General features: G+C 41.9%; 24 protein-coding genes. 12 read left to right on the plus strand and 12 right to left on the minus strand.

All coding sequences use genetic code 11. The features are described 5' to 3' along the window. The first annotated feature begins 13 nt into the window (after window positions 1-13). A complete protein-coding gene (locus ACKTT2_RS10860; RefSeq protein WP_407886569.1) occupies window positions 14-268 on the plus strand; it encodes a hypothetical protein in 255 nt (84 codons plus the stop codon). Continuing rightward, window positions 265-609, plus strand: coding sequence for a type II toxin-antitoxin system RelE/ParE family toxin (locus ACKTT2_RS10865; RefSeq protein WP_407886571.1), 345 nt, complete (start codon window positions 265-267; stop codon window positions 607-609). The genes ACKTT2_RS10860 and ACKTT2_RS10865 overlap by 4 nt, the downstream gene beginning before the upstream one ends. 133 nt (window positions 610-742) lie before the next feature. Here ACKTT2_RS10865 and ACKTT2_RS10870 read toward each other — a convergent pair whose 3' ends face one another. The 5 genes from ACKTT2_RS10870 to ACKTT2_RS10890 all read right to left on the minus strand — a co-directional run bounded on the left by ACKTT2_RS10870 (window position 743) and on the right by ACKTT2_RS10890 (window position 4,974). Next, window positions 743-1,321 carry a Uma2 family endonuclease gene (locus ACKTT2_RS10870; RefSeq protein WP_407886573.1) on the minus strand — a complete coding sequence of 193 codons (579 nt, stop codon included), beginning with the start codon at window positions 1,319-1,321 and terminating at the stop codon, window positions 743-745. 64 nt (window positions 1,322-1,385) lie between these two features. Next, a complete protein-coding gene (gene phnE, locus ACKTT2_RS10875) occupies window positions 1,386-2,180 on the minus strand; it encodes a phosphonate ABC transporter, permease protein PhnE (protein WP_407886575.1) in 795 nt (264 codons plus the stop codon). Window positions 2,181-2,310: 130 nt separating this feature from the next. Continuing rightward, the gene (locus ACKTT2_RS10880) at window positions 2,311-3,063 is read right to left on the minus strand and encodes a phosphonate ABC transporter ATP-binding protein (protein ID WP_407886577.1); all 753 of its coding nucleotides are present in this window, start codon (window positions 3,061-3,063) and stop codon (window positions 2,311-2,313) included. A 114-nt stretch (window positions 3,064-3,177) separates the two neighbouring features. Further along, window positions 3,178-4,155 (minus strand): phosphate/phosphite/phosphonate ABC transporter substrate-binding protein, encoded by a 978-nt coding sequence (locus tag ACKTT2_RS10885; protein WP_407886579.1) that lies wholly within the window; start codon window positions 4,153-4,155, stop codon window positions 3,178-3,180. A gap of 429 nt (window positions 4,156-4,584) precedes the next feature. Then, the gene (locus ACKTT2_RS10890; RefSeq protein ID WP_407886581.1) at window positions 4,585-4,974 is read right to left on the minus strand and encodes a RidA family protein; all 390 of its coding nucleotides are present in this window, start codon (window positions 4,972-4,974) and stop codon (window positions 4,585-4,587) included. 379 nt (window positions 4,975-5,353) lie between these two features. On the opposite strand from ACKTT2_RS10890, the gene ACKTT2_RS10895 reads away from it, so the two are divergent. Both ACKTT2_RS10895 and ACKTT2_RS10900 read left to right on the plus strand, forming a co-directional pair. Then, window positions 5,354-5,671: a YdhR family protein gene (locus tag ACKTT2_RS10895; RefSeq protein ID WP_407886583.1), complete on the plus strand. Its 318-nt coding sequence runs from the start codon at window positions 5,354-5,356 to the stop codon at window positions 5,669-5,671. Continuing rightward, window positions 5,668-6,321: a DUF938 domain-containing protein gene (locus ACKTT2_RS10900; RefSeq protein WP_407886585.1), complete on the plus strand. Its 654-nt coding sequence runs from the start codon at window positions 5,668-5,670 to the stop codon at window positions 6,319-6,321. Before ACKTT2_RS10895 ends, ACKTT2_RS10900 begins: the two co-directional genes overlap by 4 nt. A 67-nt stretch (window positions 6,322-6,388) precedes the next feature. Here the strand turns inward: ACKTT2_RS10900 and ACKTT2_RS10905 are convergent, their stop codons facing one another. Next, a complete protein-coding gene (locus ACKTT2_RS10905) occupies window positions 6,389-6,820 on the minus strand; it encodes an NUDIX domain-containing protein (protein WP_407886587.1) in 432 nt (143 codons plus the stop codon). Window positions 6,821-6,953: 133 nt separating this feature from the next. Here ACKTT2_RS10905 and malQ point away from each other — a divergent pair, with 133 nt between their 5' ends. Continuing rightward, complete coding sequence (malQ, locus tag ACKTT2_RS10910) at window positions 6,954-8,465, plus strand: 4-alpha-glucanotransferase (RefSeq protein ID WP_407886588.1); 1,512 nt, start codon at window positions 6,954-6,956, stop codon at window positions 8,463-8,465. A gap of 122 nt (window positions 8,466-8,587) precedes the next feature. Here malQ and ACKTT2_RS10915 read toward each other — a convergent pair whose 3' ends face one another. Continuing rightward, entirely contained in the window at window positions 8,588-9,388 is an 801-nt protein-coding gene (locus tag ACKTT2_RS10915) for a helix-turn-helix domain-containing protein (RefSeq protein ID WP_407886590.1), read from the minus strand. Between the two features lie 47 nt (window positions 9,389-9,435). Continuing rightward, on the minus strand, window positions 9,436-10,224 hold the full coding sequence (locus tag ACKTT2_RS10920) for a pseudouridine synthase (RefSeq protein WP_407886592.1): 789 nt from the start codon (window positions 10,222-10,224) through the stop codon (window positions 9,436-9,438). 142 nt (window positions 10,225-10,366) lie between these two features. Between ACKTT2_RS10920 and ACKTT2_RS10925 the strand changes: the two genes are divergently transcribed. After that, window positions 10,367-11,083, plus strand: coding sequence for an LmeA family phospholipid-binding protein (locus tag ACKTT2_RS10925; RefSeq protein ID WP_407886594.1), 717 nt, complete (start codon window positions 10,367-10,369; stop codon window positions 11,081-11,083). Between the two features lie 147 nt (window positions 11,084-11,230). Here the strand turns inward: ACKTT2_RS10925 and ACKTT2_RS10930 are convergent, their stop codons facing one another. Both ACKTT2_RS10930 and cbiT read right to left on the minus strand, forming a co-directional pair. Then, entirely contained in the window at window positions 11,231-12,127 is an 897-nt protein-coding gene (locus tag ACKTT2_RS10930; protein ID WP_407886596.1) for a phosphatidate cytidylyltransferase, read from the minus strand. An 80-nt stretch (window positions 12,128-12,207) separates the two neighbouring features. Continuing rightward, window positions 12,208-12,810: a precorrin-6Y C5,15-methyltransferase subunit CbiT gene (gene cbiT / locus ACKTT2_RS10935; RefSeq protein WP_407886598.1), complete on the minus strand. Its 603-nt coding sequence runs from the start codon at window positions 12,808-12,810 to the stop codon at window positions 12,208-12,210. 98 nt (window positions 12,811-12,908) lie between these two features. Between cbiT and ACKTT2_RS10940 the strand changes: the two genes are divergently transcribed. The 4 genes from ACKTT2_RS10940 to ACKTT2_RS10955 all read left to right on the plus strand — a co-directional run bounded on the left by ACKTT2_RS10940 (window position 12,909) and on the right by ACKTT2_RS10955 (window position 19,116). Continuing rightward, window positions 12,909-14,333, plus strand: coding sequence for a serine/threonine protein kinase (locus ACKTT2_RS10940; protein ID WP_407886600.1), 1,425 nt, complete (start codon window positions 12,909-12,911; stop codon window positions 14,331-14,333). After that, window positions 14,330-16,684: an ATP-binding protein gene (locus tag ACKTT2_RS10945; RefSeq protein WP_407886602.1), complete on the plus strand. Its 2,355-nt coding sequence runs from the start codon at window positions 14,330-14,332 to the stop codon at window positions 16,682-16,684. The genes ACKTT2_RS10940 and ACKTT2_RS10945 overlap by 4 nt, the downstream gene beginning before the upstream one ends. A 50-nt stretch (window positions 16,685-16,734) precedes the next feature. Further along, the gene (locus tag ACKTT2_RS10950) at window positions 16,735-17,178 is read left to right on the plus strand and encodes a response regulator (protein WP_407886605.1); all 444 of its coding nucleotides are present in this window, start codon (window positions 16,735-16,737) and stop codon (window positions 17,176-17,178) included. A gap of 201 nt (window positions 17,179-17,379) precedes the next feature. Further along, window positions 17,380-19,116 (plus strand): hybrid sensor histidine kinase/response regulator, encoded by a 1,737-nt coding sequence (locus ACKTT2_RS10955; RefSeq protein WP_407886607.1) that lies wholly within the window; start codon window positions 17,380-17,382, stop codon window positions 19,114-19,116. Window positions 19,117-19,132: 16 nt separating this feature from the next. Here the strand turns inward: ACKTT2_RS10955 and ACKTT2_RS10960 are convergent, their stop codons facing one another. After that, window positions 19,133-19,786, minus strand: a complete 654-nt coding sequence (locus ACKTT2_RS10960; protein WP_407886609.1) for a LabA-like NYN domain-containing protein — start codon at window positions 19,784-19,786, stop codon at window positions 19,133-19,135. 296 nt (window positions 19,787-20,082) lie between these two features. Here ACKTT2_RS10960 and ACKTT2_RS10965 point away from each other — a divergent pair, with 296 nt between their 5' ends. Next, on the plus strand, window positions 20,083-20,310 hold the full coding sequence (locus tag ACKTT2_RS10965; protein ID WP_407886615.1) for an AbrB/MazE/SpoVT family DNA-binding domain-containing protein: 228 nt from the start codon (window positions 20,083-20,085) through the stop codon (window positions 20,308-20,310). Then, a complete protein-coding gene (locus ACKTT2_RS10970; protein ID WP_407886611.1) occupies window positions 20,303-20,686 on the plus strand; it encodes a type II toxin-antitoxin system VapC family toxin in 384 nt (127 codons plus the stop codon). Before ACKTT2_RS10965 ends, ACKTT2_RS10970 begins: the two co-directional genes overlap by 8 nt. Window positions 20,687-20,967: 281 nt before the next feature. On the opposite strand, the gene ACKTT2_RS10975 is transcribed toward ACKTT2_RS10970, so the two are convergent. Continuing rightward, on the minus strand, window positions 20,968-23,349 hold a 2,382-nt coding region (locus tag ACKTT2_RS10975), incomplete at its 5' end, for an ATP-dependent Clp protease ATP-binding subunit (RefSeq protein WP_407886613.1).

A 23,349-nucleotide genomic window follows, 5' to 3' on the forward strand; every position in this document is an offset into this window, starting at 1 on the left:
AAGAAGCAAATTTATGGCAATTACTGTTACTCTTAGTCCAGAAATAGAGGCAAAGCTTTGCAAACAAGCTGCCATACAAGGAAAAGATATTGTAGTCTTAGCTACAGAACTCTTAGCTAACGCCATAGAGTGGGAGACCAAAGACTGTGAAGAAGCTGTTGCAGGTATCCAAAGCGGTTTAGAAGCTTTTGAAGCGGGTGAATTCCGCTCTTTTGATAAATTTGCTGATGAACAGCGTCGCAAACATAATTTGCTAACTAATTTATGAGATATCGCGTTGAAATCTCAAGTGTAGCAGAAGCTGAAGCGGATGCTGCATTCTTATCAATGTCTCAGGTTACTTCACTCAAATACGCCAACCGTTGGTATGCGGGCTTGCTTAAAGCAATTGAATGTTTGTCAGAGATGCCGAAGAGATATTCATTGGCAAGAGAGAATAAGTATTTCTCAAAAGAAATTCGACAACTTTTGTATGGTAAAGGACGTAATTCTTACCGTGTTCTGTTTACTATTGTGGAGGGCGAAGAAGTATCTACAGTTCGCATTCTCCACATTCGTCATTCAGCAAAACAAACAATTGGTGAGGAGCGAGACCCTAACGAAACCTAAATTGACATACTACGCAAGCAAGAACTACAACCATAGCTACATCGAATCTAATCGCTGACATGACGCTCGCGATCCCACTAAAAGTTGTAATTTAATAACGGTTAGTCGGCATAAAATCAAGCTCGTCGAGCGTTTATGTAAAAATCGTTTGTAAATTTAAAATAAAACCAGGAAGAATATCTTCTCCTGACAAAGTTTTAGGAGCTTGTAAAATTTCAGGTGAGCGATTGTGACGATAAATCACAACTTGTTTATCTTTGGGATTAATTAACCAACCAAGCTGTAACCCATTTTCCAAATATTCTTGCATCTTAGCTTTAGTCTCTTCCACATCATCAGTTTCTGAAACTAATTCCACGGCAAAGTCAGGACACAAGGGAATAAATTTTTTCCTTTGTTCTAGTGTAAGAGAATTCCATCTTTCCATCCTTAACCAAGAAGCATCGGGAGAACGAGTTGCACCATTGGGAAGTTTAAATCCAGTAGAAGAATCAAAAGCAATACCTAAATTCTTTTGACTGTTCCAAAACCATAGCTGACCTAATAAATCAAAATTACGAGTTCCCGTTTCTCCCCCAGTAGGTGCCATGATTACCAATTCTCCTTCAGCCGTTAATTCTAAACGCAGTTCTTTGTTAACAGTAACGATCTGCTCAAATTCCTCATCCGTCAATTTGAGATGAGAAGGTAACTGTAAAGTTAAAGCAGTCATAACTTATTCCTCTCGGCTCGAATCTAGTAGTCTTTATTGTAAATGTTAAACTGTCATAAAACAGCTACATCGAATCCAATCGCTGACGTAATTTGCTACTAAGAGCATCAATTATAGTAACGACAACGCATAATATTAATATCATAGTGGTTGCCTTGGTATACTCAAAACCATCGATATAACTCTTCAATTCAAAGCCAAAACCGCCCGCACCAACTGCACCAAGAACTGATGCTGCTCGGATATTATACTCAAACATCCATAAGGTATAACCTAATATTAAAGGCAGGACTTGAGGTAATAAACCATATTGAGCAACTTGTAACCGAGATGCACCTGCTACTTGTAAGGATTCTATAGAACGAGGATCGACAGCTTCAATTGCTTGTTGATAAAATTTTGCTAGATAACCAATAGTATAAATTCCTAAAGCTAGAGTTCCTGCAAGTGGACCTAATCCAGTTGCGGCTACAAATAACAAACCAAGAATAATTGAAGGAACGGAACGAACAGCATTTTGCAGAAAATTAGCTAACCATTGCAACCATACAGGAGCCACGTTACGAGCACTTGCAACAGCAATAGGCAAAGAAAGTAATGCTCCTATAGTGGTTCCCAAAACAGACATTTGTACAGTTTCTACTAGTGCTTTGGCTGTTTTGTACAAAATGTCCCAACTTGTGTTTGGGGGAAATAACCGCGAGATAAAGTCAATGATATGGAACCAGCTATCTTTCAGCAGTTGAAAATCTACTTTTAGACCTTGCAATGCCCAACTATAAATTACGATAACAATACATAGAATGACTAAGCGACTTATCCAAGAAAAGCGTTTCCAAAGACGAGAAAGATTTTTCATATTAATTGGCGATTGGGTACTGGGGATTAGGAATTGGGGAACTCGGGGCCCCCTCCTTGTTGAGGGGCAATGGGAATTGGCGATTGGGGAAGGTAGGAGTCCCCTTTGGGGATAAGGGGAAGGTGGAGCCCTAGTCCCCAGTCCCTAGTCCCCAGTTCCTGATATTTCCTTGAGCAAATGTAGCTCGCAAACTGCGATCGCAACATCCGTCATAAACCACACGTCCAGCATCCAAAATAATTGCTCGTTGTGCGTATTCTGTAGCGACTTCCAAATCGTGTAAAACGGTGATAATTGTCATACCTTGTTCGGAGTGGAGTTGAGCTAAAGTTTCCATCACTTGTTTGGACGCCATAATATCCAAGCCCGTAATTGGTTCATCTGCTAGGAGAATCTCTGGCGATTGAATTAAAGCCCTAGCAATTGCTACCCGTTGCTGCTGTCCGCCGCTTAGATTCCCAGTTTTTTGATAAGCCTGTTCTCTCAAACCTAACTGTTCTAGCAGTTCCAACGCTTGACGACTATCGCTTTTAGGAAACCCAAACAGTGTTTGCCAAGTTGTCCTCGCGCCAAGGCGTCCGCACAGTACATTTTCCAGTGCTGATAACTGGCGAATCAACCCCCCACCCTGAAACAACATTCCTACACTCTGTCGAATTTTCGGCAGCGTGCGAGAATTTAATGGTACGTCATTGATGTGAATTGTTCCCCGTGAAATTGGAACTAATCCAACAAGCGATCGCAATAAAGTCGATTTTCCTGCTCCATTCAGCCCCAACAGCACAACAAATTCGCCGCGATTAATTTCAAAATTAACTTGGTTTAAAATGGGACGGTTCAACGTCGCGGAATATGCTGTTTCTACATTTTGACAATGAATCATAGATTGGTTGGTGGTTAGTGGTTAGTAGGGGCGCGGCGACCTTGCACCCGTACAGTGGTTAGTGGTTCTTGTTAACCTACTAACTACCAACTACTAACTACTAACAATTAACTCTTATGGATCGACTCCTGCATTCTTAAGGGCTTCACGAATTGGTTTTAGGTGAGCCTCGTGATTGACTTTGACTAATTCTGTGGAGTTGTAGAGACCGCGTAGCATCTGGTTATTTTTTGGCTCGTTGAGTTTGAGCATAGCAGCGATAATTTTTTCTCGTGTCGCTGTAGGAACATCATCATCAATAGCTACGCCATGTGCTGGAACTCCAGGAATTTTGTAAAGCACTCGTAGTTGACTTTTTTCAGCCTCTGTAATGTATGGAGCATTCAGAGCATATTCTGATACTGCTGCAACATCTGCTTGACCGCGTAAAACAGCTTGTAGGGCTTTGCTGTAATTGCCACCATAGCTTACCTGACCGAAGAAACCGTCGAGGCGATCGCGACTTGGCACGAGTTTTTGCTTAACCATCTCACCCACGGGGAAAATAAATCCCGAACCAGAAGTAGGCGAGGTAAAAGCCATTTTCTTACCGCGCAATTGTTCCAAAGTCGCTTTACCTGAAGTTAAAGTTTTGAGAGAGCTATCTTTGGGAACAACAAACACTGAATTATAAGTGTATTTTCCAGAATAAGTTGGGCGCACTTCAGCTAGATACAAGCGAGCATTTGCTAATTGCTCGGCTTTCAAAGCAGGACGGCTACTTAAAAAAGCGACATCTGCCTTGTTTCCTCTCAAAGCTTCCACTGCTGCAGTATCATCACCGACTAGAGCCTCAACAGGCATTCCTATTTCTTTTGATAAAAATGCTGCCACAGCATTCGCTTTAGTTTGCAAGTCTGTCGAATCAGACCGACTAGGAAAAACAACTGTTACAGACTGCTTCTGTGGTGTTTGAGCGAGTAGAGTTGTTTGCTTGCGATCGGGCTTTGAGCTAGCAACTGCTTGCATACTTCCAAAGCTACCTGCAACTAAACCAGTTAGAGCTAGGAATGCTGCACTAGCTCCCAATAAACTCTTTTGCCTCACACTCATTTGCTGCTCCCCATAAAAAAACTTTTTTATTAATCTTGATATTCTCTCTCAATAATACTCTTATCAAGAAAGACTACTATTAAGATTCAAGCTTTTTGCTACAAAAGTCAATAGATTCTTCTGATGCTTTTCCTATAGAAACTAATCATACAAGCAACTTGACTAAAAAGAATTTTTATGCATTAATATTGATAATATTTTTAATTAAGAAATTGCAAAAAGTAAAATATTCCATTTTATGGTCTTGTGGTATTCCATTTTATGGTCTTGTGGGATGGGCGAGGACGCCCATCCTTGATAAATAGCGGGCAGGATGCCCGCACCACAAGAAATTATGAATAACAGGCAGGATGCCCGCACCACAAGAAATTATGAATAACAGGCAGGATGCCCGCACCACAAGAAATTTTGGAGATCTGGCAACCAGTCCTAAACCACTGCAATACACTCAATTTCTACCAAAACATCCTTAGGCAAACGCGATACCTCCACACAAGCACGGGCTGGAGCTGAGTCTTCCGAGAAATATTTAGCATAAACTGCATTCATAGCAGCAAAGTTATTTAAATCGGACAAAAATACTGTTGTTTTCACAACATTTTGGAAAGTAGCCCCTGCAGATGTGAGGATAGCTTCAAGATTAGCCATAACCTGTTCGGTTTGCTTTGCTACATCATCCGTGTCAAGAACATCACCAAGTTGGGGGTCGATAGGAATTTGCCCAGCAACAAAAATCATTTGACCAGAGGCAATAATTGCTTGATTGTAAGGTCCTACAGGTACAGGTGCTTTATCGGTACGAATTACTTGACGAGTCATAAAGATTTGCGATTGGGGATTGGCGATTGGATTAAGGTTTCTCTAAGTTTTTCCATTTGGCATTATCGCACCAGTTAGCACAGTCTTTGTCTTTTCTCCATTGCCACCTGTTACACCAGCACGAGCGCCCCTCCGTGGCATCATGTTGGCTCTAAGCACTCAATTCATCCCAATTTCTGACATTACACTTTTGGCTCTTTCGTTTAATATGGATTTTATAGAATATTGCGAGAGAAGCTTTGCCTGAATGGGTATAGCGATACGCCAGGTACGGCTTGCGCTTTGCGATAAGCGAAGCTTAACGGCTAAAGCCGTATCGCGATTTAATCGCTTCTAGAAAATAATTGTAGAAATATTTACTATAAGGTCAAAATTACCTATGAGTAAAGTCTTTGTATACGCCGAGTATCAAGTATCTATTCCCTTCAGTCAAATTGATTGGGTTCCAATCAATGTAGAAATGAAAAAATTTCCAGGATTGAAATCCAAAACTTGGTTAAGTGGTGTAAATACTAATAGTGTTGGTGGATTTTATGAATTTGATTCTGTAGAGAATGCACAAAGTTATATTAATAGCTTATTGATCCCATTTGCACAACAAGTCAATGGAAATCTCACTGTCAAGCTTTTTGATGGTAATATAACCAAAGAAGCTAGTACAGGTATGAGTTCTCCCTTCTATTCGGCAAACGAATGACATCATCAGAAAAACCTTCACTCGATCCGCATCCCCTGAGTCCCTATGTTGCTTGGGCAGGTGAGCGCAACCGCGAGCCGATTCTTGAATTGTTTAAAGAAAGGTTTCCTAAAAGCGAGGGTAATGTTTTAGAATTCGCCTCCGGTAGTGGTATGCACATCCACTACTTTGCTCCAAATTTTCCGTACTTGAGTTTTCAGCCTTCGGATGTGAATGAAGAGGTGTTTGAAAACATCAGAGAATTGACTAAAAAGACTCAAGTTAAAAATGTCCAACCACCAATCAAGCTGGATCTAACTCAGCCACAAACTTGGTCAGCTTTGATTGGACAAAAGTTTGACGCTATTTTCTGTATTAATATCTTCCAGGTTGCGCCAATATCTATTGCAGATGGAATGATGAATTGTGCGGTAAATTATCTTAGCGATCGCGGTTCCCTATTCATCTACGGACCATTTAAAGTTGATGGCAGCTATACAACACCCTCAAATGAAGAATTCGATACTACTCTTCTCTCCTATAAAGTGCCAGCATGGGGGCTTAAAGACGTTGTAGACATTACTAAGGCAGGGCAGAAATACGGGTTAGCTCTGAAAGAAAAAGTCGATATGCTATCTCATAATTTTACTCTCATCTATAGTTTGAGTTAAAGGCAATAGCATAGAACGGGCGTCCTCGCCCGTTCCACAAGATGGATAATTTAGTTCTTGAAAATCTCTAACCTAACCTCGGGCGCAATCCATAATGTCGGAAGCGCCAATAGTCGTGCAAAATCTTATCGTGGTCAAAACATAAGTTCTCTGGGACTCGCCAAGACTCAAAAATGCCTATACCTTTGGCATCATCCCCCGCTTGCGGTTCGCCAGTCGCCGTTGCCAAAAACACAACACTCAGAGTGTGCTTGCGCGGATCTCGATTGGGGTCAGAATATACCTGAAATTGTTCAATCAACTCCACCCGCAAACCAGTTTCTTCCAAAGCCTCGCGTTGCGCCGCAACTTCAACAGATTCGCCGTAATCTACAAAACCACCGGGGATAGCCCAGCCAAAAGGTGGATTATGTCTCTCAATTAACACTATTGGTCGATGAGGACGGTCAACCAATTCAATGATGATATCAACTGTTGGAATAGGATTTCGGTAATTCATTAGTTATTTGTCATTAGTCCTTTGTCATTTGTTATTTAACCAAGGACAAAGGACTAATGACAAAGGACAATATCCAGTCACTGTTCCATGGTAAATTCGATGCGATCGCTTTCTTGTTAGCAACAGGTTAAGTATGCCTTTTCCCAGATCAAGTGGTATTTTATTACACCCTACTTCGTTTCCCGGTCGATTTGGCATTGGGGATCTAGGCTTAGAAGCCTATCAATTCATTGATTTTCTTAGAGACAGTAGCCAGCAATTTTGGCAAGTATTGCCTCTAGGACCGACTGGTTACGGTAATTCTCCTTATGCTTGTTACTCAGCCTTAGCTGGTAACCCCTTCCTCATTAGCATAGAAAAAATGGTACAACAGGGCTTACTCGCTGAAGAGGACTTTGCTCATCTACCTGGATTTGAGGCATCTAAGGTAGACTACGAAAAAGTCATACCAATTAAGCTCGATCTGTTAAGGAAAGCCTGTGAGAATTTTAAGAACAGAGCAACCCCCATACAGCAAACAGAATTTGCTGGTTTTTGCGACAGCAAAGCTTACTGGCTGGATGATTATGCCCTATTCATGGCACTCAAAGGTGCTAACGGGGGTGTAAGCTGGCATAAGTGGGAACCAGAACTTGCCAAACGCGAACCAGAAGCATTAGATCGAGCTGGGCGAGAACTCACAGGAGAAATTTTCTTCCACAAATTCACTCAATATGAATTTTTCCGCCAATGGTCTGAATTAAAAACCTATGCCAATATGAGCGGAATTCAAATTATTGGCGATATTCCCATCTATGTAGCTCACGATAGTGCTGATGTTTGGTCTCATCCCGATATTTTTTGTTTGGATGAAGAAACAGGAGAAGCGGCGCTGATGGCAGGAGTTCCACCCGATTACTTCAGCGAAACTGGACAGTTATGGGGCAATCCAGTCTATAACTGGGAGGAATTAAAAAAACAAGACTTCAAGTGGTGGGTTGGGCGCTTCCAAGCGTTGCTTGATTATGTTGATGTGATTCGGATCGACCACTTTCGAGGGTTTGAGGCTTACTGGGCTGTACGAAAAGGAGAAGAGACTGCCATTAATGGAGAGTGGATTAAAGCTCCTGGAGAAGAGTTGTTTGAAGCGATTAAGCTGAAGTTAGGTAAGCTCCCCATTATGGCAGAAGATTTGGGCTTAGTTACACCAGAAGTTGAAGCCCTGCGAGACAAGTATGAATTTCCAGGAATGAAAATATTGCAGTTTGCCTTTAGTGCGGATGCAGGGAATCCATTTTTACCATTCAACTACTCGCGCAATTGCATTGTCTACACCGGAACTCATGACAATGACACAACCGTTAGCTGGTATAACCAAGCAACAGAGTATGAAAAGCAGTACGTGTCGGATTATTTGGGTTGTCTCAGCCCTGAAGGTATTCACTGGGATTTTATTCGGCTGGCAATGAATTCTGTGGCAAATCAAGCCATTATTCCATTACAAGATGTTTTGGGATTGGGTGGTGAAGCTCGGATGAATTTCCCAAGTAAGGCAGAAGGAAACTGGGACTGGCGTTATACGTCAGATAGTTTAACTAAAGACATGAGTCAGCGCTTGCAAACTCTCACTCGTCTTTCTGGACGTAACCCCCAAGGAAAATCTTGAGGAGGGATTGGGGACTAGCGATTGGCGATTGGCGAATGGGGATTGGCGATTGGTACTTCTTACTTATTCACATCCCCAGTCCCTAATCGCCAGTCCCCAATCCCCAATCCCTATTGCCCAATTCAAGAACGATTCACAGCAGCGATGGTAACTTCTTTAGCTGTTCCTGGTTCTCCCAATTGTTTGGCTTCCTCTTTGTTCACGCTCACAAGTACGCCACCAGCATTTCCTGCTTTGACAGTGAGTTGTCCTTGAGCTTTCCAAACACGTTGGGTTCCTTCTGGTAACTCGCCTTCGTACTGGATTTTGCCATCAGCGACGACTCTGATCCAAGATTTCTCTTTCAAAGTCACGCCAATTTGTACCTGCTGTCCATTATTTGAGGACTGACTAAATGTTTGAAGTTGTACGTTTTTACTTGGTGTCAGTTGCGATCCTATGACAGGCGCTACTTTTTGTACCTTTTGGTTATTTTGAACGTTACTTGCTTGTAAACTCGCTGTGTTTAGAAATTGCGACAAGCCACTGATGGAACCAAAAATAACAAATATATAGAGTATGTAGAGATGAACGGGACGCAACCGAGCGGATGTTGTTTTCCAAATGGGCTTGAAGTTTACTCGATTCGTTCCGATTGGATAACTACTAGAGAACTGTGCTCCATTAAAATCAAGGGCATCAGCATATTGCCGGATTAAACCCTGAGTATACACTGGTTCTGGCAGTTCTGATAAGTTAGCTTCTTCGATCGCCTGTAGTAATCTTCGAGAAATTTTTGTAATAATAACCATTTCCTCTAGGGATAAACCCTTTTCCAAGCGTCGCGTCCAAAGCTGAGCGCCCATTTCTGCCAAGACTTCGGCTCGTTGCTCGTCTTGTGAAGGTGTTGATTCCCGTTTATTTTTTTTATTTAGCCACATCATATTCCTGTTTTACTCCTTACCCCACTGAATCATTAATAGGTATCTTCCTAAAACTCTGATTGACGTTTGCTGTCACTCAAATTTTTTACATCTTCCACTGCTTTTTTTAAAAAGCGGATTTCAAAATCTTCTAGGTAACGATACTCACCCGTACCAAGTAAACCTTGTCCGGGTGCTTGCAATTGAATCGAACCTATGGCTGTACGATGCAGTCGGATGACCGTGTGTCCCAATTGTTGGGCTACGCGGCGAATCTGACGGTTTCTGCCCTCCTTTAACACAACTTCTAACCAAGTAGAGTATGCAAGACTTTCTATCTTTTTGACTTGTGCTGGTCGTGTTTTTTTTCCGTCTAACAGCACACCCTGACGCCACATTTTTAACACTTGTTGCGGTGGATGTCCCTCCACTAAAACACGGTATGTCTTAGAAACATTGTGTCGCGGATGAGTCAGCCCAAATGTTAAATCTCCATCATTTGTGAGTATTAATGCTCCTGTTGTGTCGGCGTCTAGGCGACCAACTGGATGAATACCCTTCCCAGAACTTAATTCTTTGGGGAGTAAATCCAGGACAGTCCGTCTTCTCTGGGGGTCGTCGCAAGTAGAAACTACGCCAAGCGGTTTATGCAACAATAGATACACCAATGCTGGACGTTGTATCACAGATACAGTTTGACCATCAACAGTGATAATATCCTTTTCTGGATCTGCTTTTTGACCTAAATGTGCCAACTCACCATTGATCCGCACTCGTGACTGCTCGATCATCGCTTCAGCTTCGCGCCGAGAGGCTATACCCCATTGAGCAAGAATTTTCTGTAACCGTACCTCCATGTGGAAATTACTTACACTTTATCTAGTTCCTATAAATACATAATATATTTGCATTTTGTAGTAACCCGCCATAGGTGGTAAAGTTAAGACTTGTTTCAAACCCGGTTTTTTTTGACAAAATACCCATAGGTAAAACGGTTAGATGCAACAAAACAATTCTCAAACTCGAAATCCAAATAAGATCCGCATAGTCACTAACGTACTAACAACCGCGCTCAAGCTTTGGTTGAGAGCACAAGTGAGCCAAGTCGATCGACTTGAGGTAGAAATTAAAGCGAGCGATCGCCAACTCCTTTCCGGATGCATCCCTTTTGTATCTATTGTCGCCAGTCATGCTGTTTACCAAGGTCTCCATCTTACAAAAATTCAAATAGCGGCAGAAAATATTCGCGTCAACATTGGCTCAGTACTCAAGGGACAACCTCTGAAACTGTTAGACACAGTACCAGTGGTAGGCGAGTTGATCCAGACAGAGGAAGACTTGAATGCTTCTCTTTCGGCTACTCTATTATTGAGTGGTTTAAATGATGCTCTGGTAAAACTATTACCAGAACAGCAGCGAAAATCCAAGTCAGTTCTTTGGCAAAAAATTAACTTGGATAACAGTAAAGCTGTGCTTTATGCTACATTAATAGACGAATATCAACCCTCTCACTTAGAGATTGCTATGGGCTTAAGATTACTAAGTTCCCATGAGTTACAACTTCAAGACATTCAACTTCAAAGTAATACAGCATCTTCGCTTGAGGGGATCGAACGCGAATTATATTTCGATCTGGGATCGGATGTTGACATCCAAGAATTAACCCTACACTCAGGTAAGTTAGTGTGTCGCGGACGAATTAATGTCAATCCATAACAATTAGAAATTAAAATTTAAACAATAAATTAGATTACTTTTAATTATATACTTTGGGAAAAGAGAGCGGAATGGGCAATGCCCACCCTACGCTCATAGGTAATCTTCTAGCAGGAAAAGAGTAATTCTTTTCCCATGCCCAATGCCCTATTTCTCAATCCCCACACTCAGTAACGGCAACAGAAGTGTCACGAAGTAAAACACTAAAGGAGCCGTAAAGATATAACTATCAGTACGATCTAAAATTCCTCCATGACCGGGGATCAGTTGTCCAGAATCTTTAACTCCCGCATCGCGCTTTAGCATAGATTCCGTGAGATCCCCTAATAGACCAGCAATCCCAATTAACAAACCTATAGCTATACCCGTAAAAGGAAACTTCGTCCACTTGAGGTAGTAAGATCCTAACAGAGCTATGACAACGCTAGCAAATACGCCAAATACTGCACCTTCAACAGTTTTTCTGGGGCTAATGTTAGATAAAGGCGTTTTTCCAAAAAATTTCCCCACAACATACGCACCAATATCAGATGCCCAAATACATAAAAAAGTGAGTAATGTTGCTGTCAAGCCTTGCGGGAGTAGGCTGAGGTCTCCCTGATGCAGGATATCTAATAATTTAGATAAGCGATCGCTCGTAGGTAAATCGGTAATGCCTGTATTGTCAAGCGATCGCAATCGAACCCAGTAACTCGGTAAATATCCAGTATAAAATAATCCTAAAATAGAAGCAGAAATATCCGCAATTGTCGCCATTTTAGGCTGAAATAGCAAGTAAAAACAAATAAAAGTTCCGGCTACTGGCATAACTGCATCTGCCAAATTACCATCTAGAGTACAAATGACCAATAAGACTTGACTGACAACGATAGTGGTTTTGGCAGCAGGAGCCATTCCTTTGGCTAGCACGAGATCGAAATACTCTCGTTGACCTAAAAAAATAATAATCGCAAATAAGATGGTGAAGTACCATCCACCTAAAAGGGTGGCACTCATCGCCAAAGCTATTGCAATAATTCCGCTAATAATACGAGACCAAGGCATAGATACAAAATTATGAATTATGAATTATGAATGCTGAATCATGAATTCATAATTTATAATTCATAATTCATCATTCAGTTCTAATCTAGTTTCTCACCACTTAGGATAAAAATGGGGTTGACAGCCGTAAAAGTCTGTGAAGAACCTCTCGTTTCTAATCGAGTCACAGCCGATTGAACGACTTCGACATTTCTCGCTTGTAATTGCGAAAGGCTTTGAGAAATAGAATATAGGGTTTCTAGATTGGCAGCTGTGGCAACCACTCGACCTAATGGTAACAAATATTGCCATGCTGTTTGCATGATTTCTTGGATGGGACGACCTCCCTCAATACAGACGCGATCGGGAGCTATATTGATATCGTGCAAGCAATCTGGAGCACTGCCTTCCAGGACTTTGACATTCTTGACCTCAAAGCGAGCGCAATTGTGTCGAATCAAATTTGCTACATCTTCATCGCGCTCTACAGCAATAATTTGCCCGTTAGGAGAGAGCAAACCTGCTTCTACTGGAATCGTACCCGTTCCCGCACCAATATCCCATAAAACTGTATCGGGTTTGAGTCGTAATTGGGACAATAACAGCAGCCGAATTTCTCGTTTGCTTAGAGGAATTCCCGGCAAACGCTCAAACAGTTCATCTGGAATACCAGGAGTGATGTAAGGCCAAAGTTGGGAGGGCATCTCTCAAGTCAAAGTACAGCTATAGTAAGGATAGTCAGTTTGCCTAACTTAGGTAAATAAAATTAATACAAAAGGTTTCAGTTAAAACGAGTCAGTCAATGAACGGTCAGGTATTGGGCAATCGATATGAAGTACAGCAGCTTATGGGGAAAAAAGCTGGGCGGCGAACGCTGTTGGCGCGAGATTTACTGACAGGAGAATTGGTAGTCGTTAAACTACTATCTTTTAACAGTGATTTTGAGTGGGACGATCTCAAACTGTTTGAGCGGGAAGCTGAAACCCTAAAAACCTTATCACATTCCTCGATTCCTAGCTATCTAGATTATTTTGAAGTAGATTCACCTACCCTAAAAGGGTTTGGTCTCGTCCAAACCTATATTCCGGCTCAATCTTTAGAGAAGTATATAAAAGCTGGTCGTACTTTTACGGAAAACGAAGTTAAACAAATAGCTAAATCTATATTAGATATTCTTATTTATCTACACGATCGCAAGCCTCCTACCATTCATCGCGATATTAAGCCTAGTAACATTTTGTTGACAAATCGTTCGGGAAACACTGTAGGACAGTTATATCTGGTAGATTTCGGGTCGGTGCAAACAGCAGCGATGGAAGAAGAGGGAACCAGGACTGTTGTAGGGACTTACGGCTATATGCCTCCAGAACAGTTTGGCGGACGCACGGTTCCTGCTTCTGACCTCTACGGTTTGGGTGCGACTTTAATCTACTTAGTTACGGGGTCTCATCCAGCAGACTTACCTCAAAAAGACTTGCGAATTCAATTTGAACAAGCAGCAACCCTCAGTCCCAGTTTGACTAACTGGTTGGCGTGGATGACTCAACCCAGTTTAGACAAACGTTTGAGTTCCGCACCAGAAGCACGGTTCGCTTTGGAACAAGGCGAGTTAAAGTTAAAGAACAACGATGAGAGCGATCGCAATAACGTTCTAGTTTGTCAAATTTCTCAACCAGCAAATAGCAAAATTCACTTGAAGAAAGATGAGAATTTTTTAGAAATTCTTGTTCCTCCCGTTGGGTTTCAGCCATCAATGATTTTTATGGCTTTGTTTGCAATTTCCTGGAATTCATTTATTATTTTTTGGACGATTACCGCCTTTTTTCTGCCTTTTCCCATCAATATCCCTTTTGTTTTGTTCTCGCTTCCCTTTTGGGGTGCTGGCGTTCAGATGATGTCTTCTGTTTTATTTCCTTTGTTGAGATATAGCCGATTGAAGTTAAATCGATTTTCAATCTGCTTTACATGGGAATTGTTAGGATTTAAATATAATCGCATACCTCCTGCAGCAATAAGAGACATTACTAAAATAGTTTATACTCCAAAAACTTATACAAATGACTTTCAAGGTAATAGAATAGAAATTCCACCAAAACTGACACTTTGGGTAGGAGTGCATGAGTATCAACTAGGTGGAAGGAAAGGTTTAATTCATGGCGAACCTGAAATTGAATGGTTAGGATATGAATTAAGTAATTGGTTGGGTTTGCCTTTAACTCGCGAATGACGAACTACGAAAATCTTCATATTCCCGGTTCAATTCAACCTTATGGGGTTTTGCTGGCATTGAGTCCTCAGCTAGAAATTCTGCAAGTTAGTAATAATACACAAGAACACTTAGGTCAAAAGCCAGAAGATTTACTGGGTCAACCCCTCAGTACTTTACTGAACGCAACACAACTCGAAAGTATCCAAAAAGCCCTGCAACAACAGGAAGAGACGGTGACTTCCTTCAAGCTGTCAATTCTCACTCACGAAGGAGAAAAATACTTTGACGGCATTGTTAACATGACAGAACAAATACTCATTCTTGAGCTAGAACCCATTGACTCTCTCACACAAATGAGTTTTTTGAACTTCCATGCTTTGACAAGTGGAGCGATCGCCAAAATGCAAAAAACACCCAATCTCAAAGATTTTGTGCAATTGGTAGCATCAGAAGTCCGAAAAATTACAGAGTTTGACCGAGTGATGGTCTATCAATTTGACTCATCGGGAGCGGGGATCGTTATTGCTGAAGATAAACGAGAGGATTTGTCACCACTTCTCGGACTGCATTATCCTGCAACAGATATTCCCACCGAAGCAAGAGCATTGTACACGCGCTGTTTGCTCCGATTTATTCCCAATTTTGATGCTCAACCCGTCAGTCTCATTCCAGTCAACAATCCCCAAACTCAACAGCCATTAGATTTAAGCAGATCCGTCCTGAGAAGCGTACATCGTTGTTGTGTTGAATACCATCAAAACATGGGCGTGTCAGCCATGCTTGTTGTACCGATAATTCGGGAACAAACACTTTGGGGATTGATTTCCTGCCATCACAAAACTGTAAAATATTTGACTTGGGAAGTTAGGAAAATTTGTGAGTTTCTGGGACAAATTATGTCATCAGAGTTAGTTCACAAAGTCAGTCAGTCAGAATTTGACTACAAAGTAAAGCTTAAATCATTACAAACTGAATTTATAGAATCCATCTCCCAAGCCGATAATTTTAGAGAAGCACTTATTTTTCCCGAACCTCGCTTGTTGGATTTAGTTAATGCTAAAGGCTCTGCAGTTTGTCTGGATAATGACATCACTCTTGTGGGAGCAACTCCAAGTCTTGAGGAAGTTCGCACTCTCATTGAATGGGCGGATACTCAAATTAGCGACAACTTGTTTTCCACCAATTCTCTACCACAGCTTTTTCCAAAAGCTATTATCTTCAAAGAGACTGCTAATGGTTTGCTGCTCTTACGGATTTCCAAAGTGCGGCGATATTACATTCTTTGGTTTCGTCCAGAGGTGATTCAAACAGTGACTTGGGCGGGTAATCCAAATGAATCGGTTAAAGTTGATACCAATGGGGGCGTGACTCTTTCGCCTCGAAAATCTTTTGAGAAATGGCAAGAAACAGTTCGATTGACTTCCTTACCGTGGAAATCGTGCGAACTTGATAGCGCTCTTGCTCTCAGAAATGCCATTGTGGGGATCGTTATTTCCAAAGCAGATGAGTTAGCCAAAATTAACAATGAGTTGGAGCAAAGTAATCGCGAGTTAGCATCTTTTGCATATGCTGCATCTCACGATTTAAAAGAACCTTTGCGAGGGATTTATAACTACTCAAATGTTTTACTAGAAGATTACGCTCACTTACTTGATGAGGATGGAATTGACTACTTACAAACAGTAGTTTTTTTATCCCAGAGGATGGAAAGTCTGATTAATGCCTTATTACGCCTCTCGCTATTAGGTCAAGCAGAACTTCAGAGACAATCGACCAATCTCAACGAATCGCTCGAGCAAGCCATTGGTGTCTTTTATGCAAGCTATCCCCAAGCTAACCTTGAGATTCGCATGGCTAAGAATTTACCCACAATTGAATGCGACCCGGTTCTTGTGAGCGAAGTTTTTATTAACGCGATCGTCAATGCTTTCAAATACAATAACAAAGCAGAAAAATGGATTGAAATTGGTTTTGTGGAAGAAGGGAATAGCGACTGGGGAATAGGGACTGGGGACAAGGAAGACAAAGAAGACAAGAAAAAATTGAATAGCTTTTACAATCCCCAGTCCCCATTACCCCTTATCCCCAGAGGGGGCCCCACCTTCCCCAATCCCCATTACCCCTTATCCCCAGAGGGGGCCCCACCTTCCCCAATCCTCTACATCCGAGATAATGGTATAGGCATTCCAGAACACCACTATCACACTATCTTCCGTCTCTTTAAGCGTCTCCATTCACAAGAAAAATATGGTGGCGGGACAGGTGCGGGTTTAGCTATTGCTAAGAAGATTGTTGAGCGTCATGGTGGTCAGATCTGGGTTGAGTCTACTTTAGATGTTGGCTCAACGTTCTATTTCACATTCGGATAAGTTAATATTTGATAAAACCATCTATTATATGACAACTGTTTAAAAAAATAATGACGGTGACAAAACTTAATGAACCTCTACTTGTTGTTGAGGACAGCAACGAGGACTTTAAGATGTTGCAACGCCTGATGCGGCGCTTAGCTGTTCAAAATCCAATTTATCGCTGTACGAGTGGAGACGAAGTTTTAGACTTTCTCTATCAGGAAGGGGATTATCAAGATCCTGGTATAGCGCCACGACCCTCCATTATCCTGCTAGATCTTAATTTACCAGGTATTGATGGTCGCGATCTTTTAGAACGTCTAAAGCAGGATAGGAGTTTGCGAGAAATTCCTATCGTCGTTTTTACTACGTCTTCTAACCCTACGGATATTGAATTATGCTACAAGAAAGGGGCAAATGGCTATCTAATTAAGCCAATGGATTTTCAAGATTTGCAAAAAACAATTCAAGCCTTCGTAAATTATTGGCTAGAAGCGAATACTCCTCCTTAGAGAGTAGGGGTTTGCACTGTCATCCCTCGTTCCCATGCAGAGCATGGGAACGAGTAAAAATGCTTACGCCCCAATCGCCAATCCCCAGTCCCCTATCAAAATTTAAGATTTTATTTATAAATTTCTAATGTTCTATCATGTAAGTATAATAGTCTGCAAGAATAGATAAAGGAGTGCGAGTATCTCCTTTATTGGTGACTTATGCCAAACTCAAGCAAACTACTGATCATTGATGATTGTGCAGAAGACCGGAGAATATACCGTCGGTATCTATTAAAAGACCCGCACCAGTCATACGAAATTTTAGAGGCAGATTCTGCAAGGGATGGATTGGCATTATCACAAACTATGGCTTGTGATGCGATCTTGCTTGATTTTTGCTTGCCCGATATGAGCGGGTTGGAAATATTAGATAAGTTGAGGCAAGAGAAATTTGAGGTAGCTCCATCTGTAATCGTGCTTTCCGGGCATGGTAATGAAGAAGTGGCAGCGCAAGCTATCAAAAAAGGTGCTCAAGATTATTTGGTAAAGCAACGTCTCAAACCAGATGCTCTACAATCAGCAGTCCGCAGAGCGGTCGAGCGATCGCATTCCCAATCTCAGCTTAGCAAAACACGGGAACGTCAGCGCCTTGTAGCGACGACGGCTTTAAGAATTCGTCAATCTTTAAATTTAGAGCAGATTCTGACAACAACTGTAGCAGAAGTACAGCAGCTTTTGCAGTGCGATCGCGTCACAATTTATCAGTTTTCTCCACAAACAGATAGCGATAAAGTTGAACAATTCGTTGAATTGTGCATACAAGAACCTTGCTTGTGGCAAGGAATTATTGAAAATCAGGATAAGACATGCAAACTAGACATATCTAAGGTTTGTGAAACAGGCTCGAATCTCAACTGTCGTCACCTATTAAACTACCAAATTTGTCCGCCGTCTGATAGCACATTGAATTGTGAGGAAAAGGTACTTAAAACCCAAAATCAAAAATCAGAAAATCAGGAAGTTGTTGCTTCTCAAAACAGACATGAGGCCTCCAATATAACGCTCCCCATAACATTAGATTGTTCTACAGAACCTAAAGCAAAAGTTTGGGGTTTGCTGATTGCCCATCAATGTACCGGACAACGACAATGGCAACACTCAGAAATAGCTATCCTTAAAGACTTATCTGTGCATTTAGCGATCGCGATCCAGCAAGCCGAACAGTTATCTCAAACAAAAGCAGACCTTGTTAAAGAACAAAAACTTAATGCCTTTAAATCTCAGATTATTACAACTGTTTCTTACGAGTATCGAACACCTTTAGCTGCAATCTTAGCTGCAGCATCAACCTTAAAGCAATACAAGAACAGGCTTGATGAATTCAAGCAACAGAAGTTTCTCCAAACTATCGAACAGAAAGCGCGTCATATGACACAGTTAGTTGATGACTTGTTTCTGTTTCAAAAATTTGAGTTAAGTCAGGCGAAGTTCAAGCTACAACCAATAGATTTAGTTCACTTTTTTTCCAATTTAATAGCAGAACAGCAATATAAAGCGAGCGATCTCCATAAATTAATTTTCCAACCTATGGGCGAACCCAAAAGATTTTGGGGTGATGGAGTTCTCTTACGGCAAATTTTTGCCAGTTTAGTGTCTAATGCAATTAAATACTCTCCTAATGGAGGTAACATAGACATCTGTCTCATTAACAGAGATTTACAAGTGACTGTTTGCATCAAAGATGAAGGAATTGGGATACCACTAGAAGATAGAGAAAACTTATTTCAACCTTTTTATCGTGGTAGTAACGTTGATACAATACCTGGAACGGGATTGGGACTGGTAATTGCCAAAGCGTGCATAGAGTTACACAACGGTCAAATAATTTTAGAAAGTCAGTTAGGACAAGGAACACAAGTAACTGTTACCTTGCCAAAGGTAGGGAGTGAAAAGTAGGGGAAAACTACTTAAATTATCGCGAATTTTGAAATCTAGTTTTTTGAATCTCTTGTTTGATATCTTCCAAATCAGTGTAGCAATCAGCAACTTTAATTAGAGATTCGCTCGTCATAGAACTAAGACCGACTACCTCAACTTGAACACCTCGGTAAGCAACAGTATCAACTGCATAAGCTAGGTCTCCATCTCCACTTAAAAGAACCAAAATGTCGCAATGTTTTGCCAAAGTTATCATATCGACAGCCATCTCCACATCTAGATTCGCTTTTTTAGCGCCATTTGGAAGCTGAGTGAGTTCTTTTTTCACAACTCGGTAACCATTACGACTCATCCACAGCAAAAACCCCTGCTGTTTTTCATTGGTGTAGTCAACACCTGTGTAAAAATAAGCACGAAGTAATTGACGACCTTTGACTAAAAAATGCAAGAGTTTGGTGTAGTCGATTTCAAGACTCAGTTGCATTGCTGCATAAAACAAATTTGCACCATCTATAAAAATGGCAATGCGTTGGTTCTGGTCGAGTTCCGTGTTCCCCCAACTACACTGGCGCGTACTCCTAACACCCGTTTCCTCAAAAAAGGCGGGTTGTGGTGGATTTAATCTTTGCTTGGGTTCCAATTTTAGGCGTGGCTCTCGATCGTAATGCGAGCGTGGAATTATTTGCATTATATTACCACTCCAAGCGTATTGCTCTGCATATCAAACAAGTTGGTAAAAATCCTTTAACTTAATATAGAGGAAGTTAAGGCTAAAAATTTAATGTTTTTTTTATTTTTTACCCTATTTTTACTACCTCTATTTAAATCTTATAAGAATTTTTAAAATATTTAACATTACTTATGATTTTTAGAGATAGGTTAATAATGTCTTGTTTAGAGAAAAATCTGTATAAAAAAAACAGAATATAATTCTTTATGTCAAAATTATAAAAATATGTCATATGCAAGTCCCTTAAGACAAAGATTTCTGAAGGTGGCAGAATTGTTATTCCATCAGAGTATCGCAAACAACTGGAATTGGAAGTAGGCGATGAAGTCATGATTGGTTTAATGAATGGGGAAGTAAGAATTTGTACACTAAAACAGGCAATTAAACGAGCGCAAGAAATAGTACGTAGATATGTTCCCGAAGGGCGATCGCTGAGTGATGAGCTAATAACAGAACGCCGTCAGGAGAGTTTACGTGAGTAATTATGTTTTAGATGCTTCTGCTATTTTGGCGCTTTTAAACAATGAGCTTGGTAGTGAAAGGGTAATCAGTGTTCTGACTGAAGCTGCTATTAGTAGTGTGAATTTGAGCGAAGTCATAGCTAGATTTGCTGAGAGTGGAATGTCTGAGACAGAAATCAGGGAAGTTATCAGTAGTTTGGGTTTAGAGATTATTTACTTTGACACTGAAATGGCTTATCGTGCGGGAATTTTACGTCCGTTAACGAGACAGTCTGGATTGTCATTAGGCGATCGAGCGTGCTTAGCACTCGGTCAATTTTTGGGTTTGCCAATATTAACTACCGATCGAGCTTGGGCTGATTTAGAACTAGGGATAAATATACAGGTGATTCGATAGCAGCTTGTATAGTAATTTATTTGGAAGCATTCTTGTGGGGTGGGCGTCCTCGCCCGCCTTCTCATTCAGTACGGGCGGGGACGCCCGTACCACAAGCTAAGACTTCTTCCACAAGCTAAGACTTCTTCCACAAGCTAAGACTTCTTCCACAAGCTAAGACTTCTTCCACAAGCTAAGACTTTCACCTCAATAAAAAAGTCCGCGCAGGCGGACTTTGTTTGTATAGCCCCACACTTCCAGTGTGAGGGCATTTTTAATTGTTCGTTAACACCGCTCTTTGCTTACGACTCAACGCCCGGTGTCAACAATTCCCGACGCTGTTCGCCTCTAACAGTCACATTGCCAGTATCATCGACATCAACAATGGCTGTATCGCCTTCCTTGATGCGACCGGAGAGAATTTCTTCAGCAAGGCTGTCTTCCAACAAGCGCATAATAGCCCGACGTAACGGTCTTGCACCGTAACTTGGGCTGTAACCTTCTTGGATGAGACGGTCTTTGAATCCTTGGGTGACTTCCATGGTAATGCCTTTTTCGGCTAGGCGACCAAAGACTTCCTTGAGCATGATGTCGGAGATTTGCGACACTTCTTCTTTGGACAGCTGACGGAAGACAATGATTTCATCCAGACGGTTGAGGAATTCTGGACGGAAGTACTGTTTGAGTTCTTCGTTCACCAAAGACTTAATCCGGTTGTACTGTGCTTCGGATACATCATCAGCAACGTCGAAACCAAATCCGCTACCGCTCTTCTCAATCACCTTAGAACCAATGTTGGATGTCAAAATCAGCAAGGTGTTCTTGAAATCTACCGTGCGACCCTTCGCATCAGTCAAGCGACCATCTTCCAAAATTTGTAGCAGCATATTGAAGACGTCGGGGTGCGCTTTTTCGATTTCGTCGAACAGTACAACTGTGTAGGGGCGACGGCGTACAGCTTCTGTCAACTGACCGCCTTCGTTATACCCGACATATCCAGGAGGCGAACCGATCAGCTTGCTGACGGTGTGGCGTTCCATGTATTCGGACATATCTAAGCGGATCATTGCTTCTTCAGAACCAAAGAAGTAGGAAGCTAGGGCTTTTGCCAATTCAGTTTTACCTACACCTGTTGGACCGGAGAAGATAAAGCTGGCGATTGGTCGATTGGGGTTTTTCAAACCGACACGGGCGCGGCGAATGGCTCGCGAAACCGCTTTCACAGCATCTTCTTGTCCGATGAGGCGCTGGTGCAGAGTATCTTCCATATGCAACAACTTCTCGGATTCGGATTCTGTGAGTTTGTTCACAGGAACTCCCGTCCAAGAAGCAACAATGTGGGCAATGTCCTCTTCTGTTACAACAGGTTCATCACCTTCAGTGCGGGTTGAATTCGTCTTGCTTTGAGCAATAGCGCGAATTTCTGCTTTGATTTCCATCTCGCGATCGCGTAATTCCCCTGCTCTGTCAAAGTCTTGAGCGCGGACTGCATCATCTTTCTCTTTCAAAATCTGACGCAGTTCTCTATCTAACTCTTTTGCTGCGGGTGGCAATTGGGAGTTGATCAAGCGTACCCGAGAACCAGCTTCGTCAATCAAGTCAATTGCTTTGTCTGGTAAGTAACGGTCACTAATATAGCGGTCGGATAATTTCGCCGCCGCTACCAATGCTTCATCAGAGATTTTTAATTTGTGGTGCTGTTCGTAACGATCGCGCAGTCCATATAGAATTTCAATAGTTTCTTCTACTGACGGTTCACCTACCATCACTGGTTGGAAGCGACGTTCTAGGGCTGCATCACGCTCAATGTGTTTGCGATATTCATCTAGAGTTGTTGCACCGATACACTGCAATTCACCTCGTGCCAAAGCTGGTTTGAGGATATTTGCTGCATCGATAGCGCCTTCTGCTGCACCTGCACCGATGAGGGTATGTACTTCGTCTATGACAAGAATGACGTTACCCGCTTGACGAATTTCATCCATGATTTTCTTCAAGCGTTCTTCAAACTCACCTCGGTACTTAGTACCTGCGACGAGCAGACCGATATCCAGAGTCACAACGCGCTTATCTTCTAGAATGTCCGGGACATCCTTATTAGCAATGCGCTGAGCTAGACCTTCAGCAATGGCTGTTTTACCAACCCCTGGTTCCCCAATCAGCACTGGATTATTTTTTGTCCGGCGACCCAATATTTGAATCACCCGTTCAATTTCCTTAGCTCTTCCTACAACTGGATCGAGCTTTCCATCTGCTGCCATTTGGGTCAAGTTCGAGCCAAACTCGTCCAAAGTTGGGGTTTTGTTACCGCGAGATGGTCCTCCTGGAGTGACCTCAGCTGTTTCTCCCAGCATTCGGATCACTTGGGTTCTCACCTTAGATAGATCTACGCCTAGATTTTCTAGTACTCTAGCTGCTACACCTTCTCCTTCTCGGATCAAGCCCAACAGCAGATGCTCGGTACCAATATAGTTATGCCCTAATTGGCGCGCTTCTTCCAAGGATAGTTCCAGAACTCGCTTTGCTCGTGGCGTGAACGGAATTTCCACCGCCACAAAACCCGAACCCCGTCCTATGATCTTTTCTACTTCAATCCGAGCGTCTTTAAGATTGACGCCCATTGATTTCAGTACCTTAGCCGCCACGCCGGTACCTTCTCCAATCAGACCCAAGAGGATCTGCTC

This window comes from Scytonema hankhaensis NUACC26 (assembly GCF_045865695.1).
Taxonomy (GTDB): Bacteria; Cyanobacteriota; Cyanobacteriia; order Cyanobacteriales; family Nostocaceae; genus Scytonema.

What these genes read in the sequence shown, in the direction of transcription:
- ACKTT2_RS10915 (WP_407886590.1), bottom strand. Translation starts at nt 9,388, where the DNA reads ATGATGTGGCTAAATAAAAAAAATAAACGGGAATCAACACCTTCACAA.
- ACKTT2_RS10870 (WP_407886573.1), bottom strand. Translation starts at nt 1,321, where the DNA reads ATGACTGCTTTAACTTTACAGTTACCTTCTCATCTCAAATTGACGGAT.
- ACKTT2_RS10895 (WP_407886583.1), top strand. Translation starts at nt 5,354, where the DNA reads ATGAGTAAAGTCTTTGTATACGCCGAGTATCAAGTATCTATTCCCTTC.
- ACKTT2_RS10860 (WP_407886569.1), top strand. Translation starts at nt 14, where the DNA reads ATGGCAATTACTGTTACTCTTAGTCCAGAAATAGAGGCAAAGCTTTGC.
- ACKTT2_RS10955 (WP_407886607.1), top strand. Translation starts at nt 17,380, where the DNA reads ATGCCAAACTCAAGCAAACTACTGATCATTGATGATTGTGCAGAAGAC.
- ACKTT2_RS10920 (WP_407886592.1), bottom strand. Translation starts at nt 10,224, where the DNA reads ATGGAGGTACGGTTACAGAAAATTCTTGCTCAATGGGGTATAGCCTCT.
- ACKTT2_RS10890 (WP_407886581.1), bottom strand. Translation starts at nt 4,974, where the DNA reads ATGACTCGTCAAGTAATTCGTACCGATAAAGCACCTGTACCTGTAGGA.
- ACKTT2_RS10880 (WP_407886577.1), bottom strand. Translation starts at nt 3,063, where the DNA reads ATGATTCATTGTCAAAATGTAGAAACAGCATATTCCGCGACGTTGAAC.
- ACKTT2_RS10905 (WP_407886587.1), bottom strand. Translation starts at nt 6,820, where the DNA reads ATGAATTACCGAAATCCTATTCCAACAGTTGATATCATCATTGAATTG.
- ACKTT2_RS10940 (WP_407886600.1), top strand. Translation starts at nt 12,909, where the DNA reads ATGAACGGTCAGGTATTGGGCAATCGATATGAAGTACAGCAGCTTATG.
- ACKTT2_RS10960 (WP_407886609.1), bottom strand. Translation starts at nt 19,786, where the DNA reads ATGCAAATAATTCCACGCTCGCATTACGATCGAGAGCCACGCCTAAAA.
- ACKTT2_RS10885 (WP_407886579.1), bottom strand. Translation starts at nt 4,155, where the DNA reads ATGAGTGTGAGGCAAAAGAGTTTATTGGGAGCTAGTGCAGCATTCCTA.
- ACKTT2_RS10950 (WP_407886605.1), top strand. Translation starts at nt 16,735, where the DNA reads ATGACGGTGACAAAACTTAATGAACCTCTACTTGTTGTTGAGGACAGC.
- cbiT (WP_407886598.1), bottom strand. Translation starts at nt 12,810, where the DNA reads ATGCCCTCCCAACTTTGGCCTTACATCACTCCTGGTATTCCAGATGAA.
- ACKTT2_RS10945 (WP_407886602.1), top strand. Translation starts at nt 14,330, where the DNA reads ATGACGAACTACGAAAATCTTCATATTCCCGGTTCAATTCAACCTTAT.
- phnE (WP_407886575.1), bottom strand. Translation starts at nt 2,180, where the DNA reads ATGAAAAATCTTTCTCGTCTTTGGAAACGCTTTTCTTGGATAAGTCGC.
- malQ (WP_407886588.1), top strand. Translation starts at nt 6,954, where the DNA reads ATGCCTTTTCCCAGATCAAGTGGTATTTTATTACACCCTACTTCGTTT.
- ACKTT2_RS10865 (WP_407886571.1), top strand. Translation starts at nt 265, where the DNA reads ATGAGATATCGCGTTGAAATCTCAAGTGTAGCAGAAGCTGAAGCGGAT.
- ACKTT2_RS10900 (WP_407886585.1), top strand. Translation starts at nt 5,668, where the DNA reads ATGACATCATCAGAAAAACCTTCACTCGATCCGCATCCCCTGAGTCCC.
- ACKTT2_RS10930 (WP_407886596.1), bottom strand. Translation starts at nt 12,127, where the DNA reads ATGCCTTGGTCTCGTATTATTAGCGGAATTATTGCAATAGCTTTGGCG.
- ACKTT2_RS10925 (WP_407886594.1), top strand. Translation starts at nt 10,367, where the DNA reads ATGCAACAAAACAATTCTCAAACTCGAAATCCAAATAAGATCCGCATA.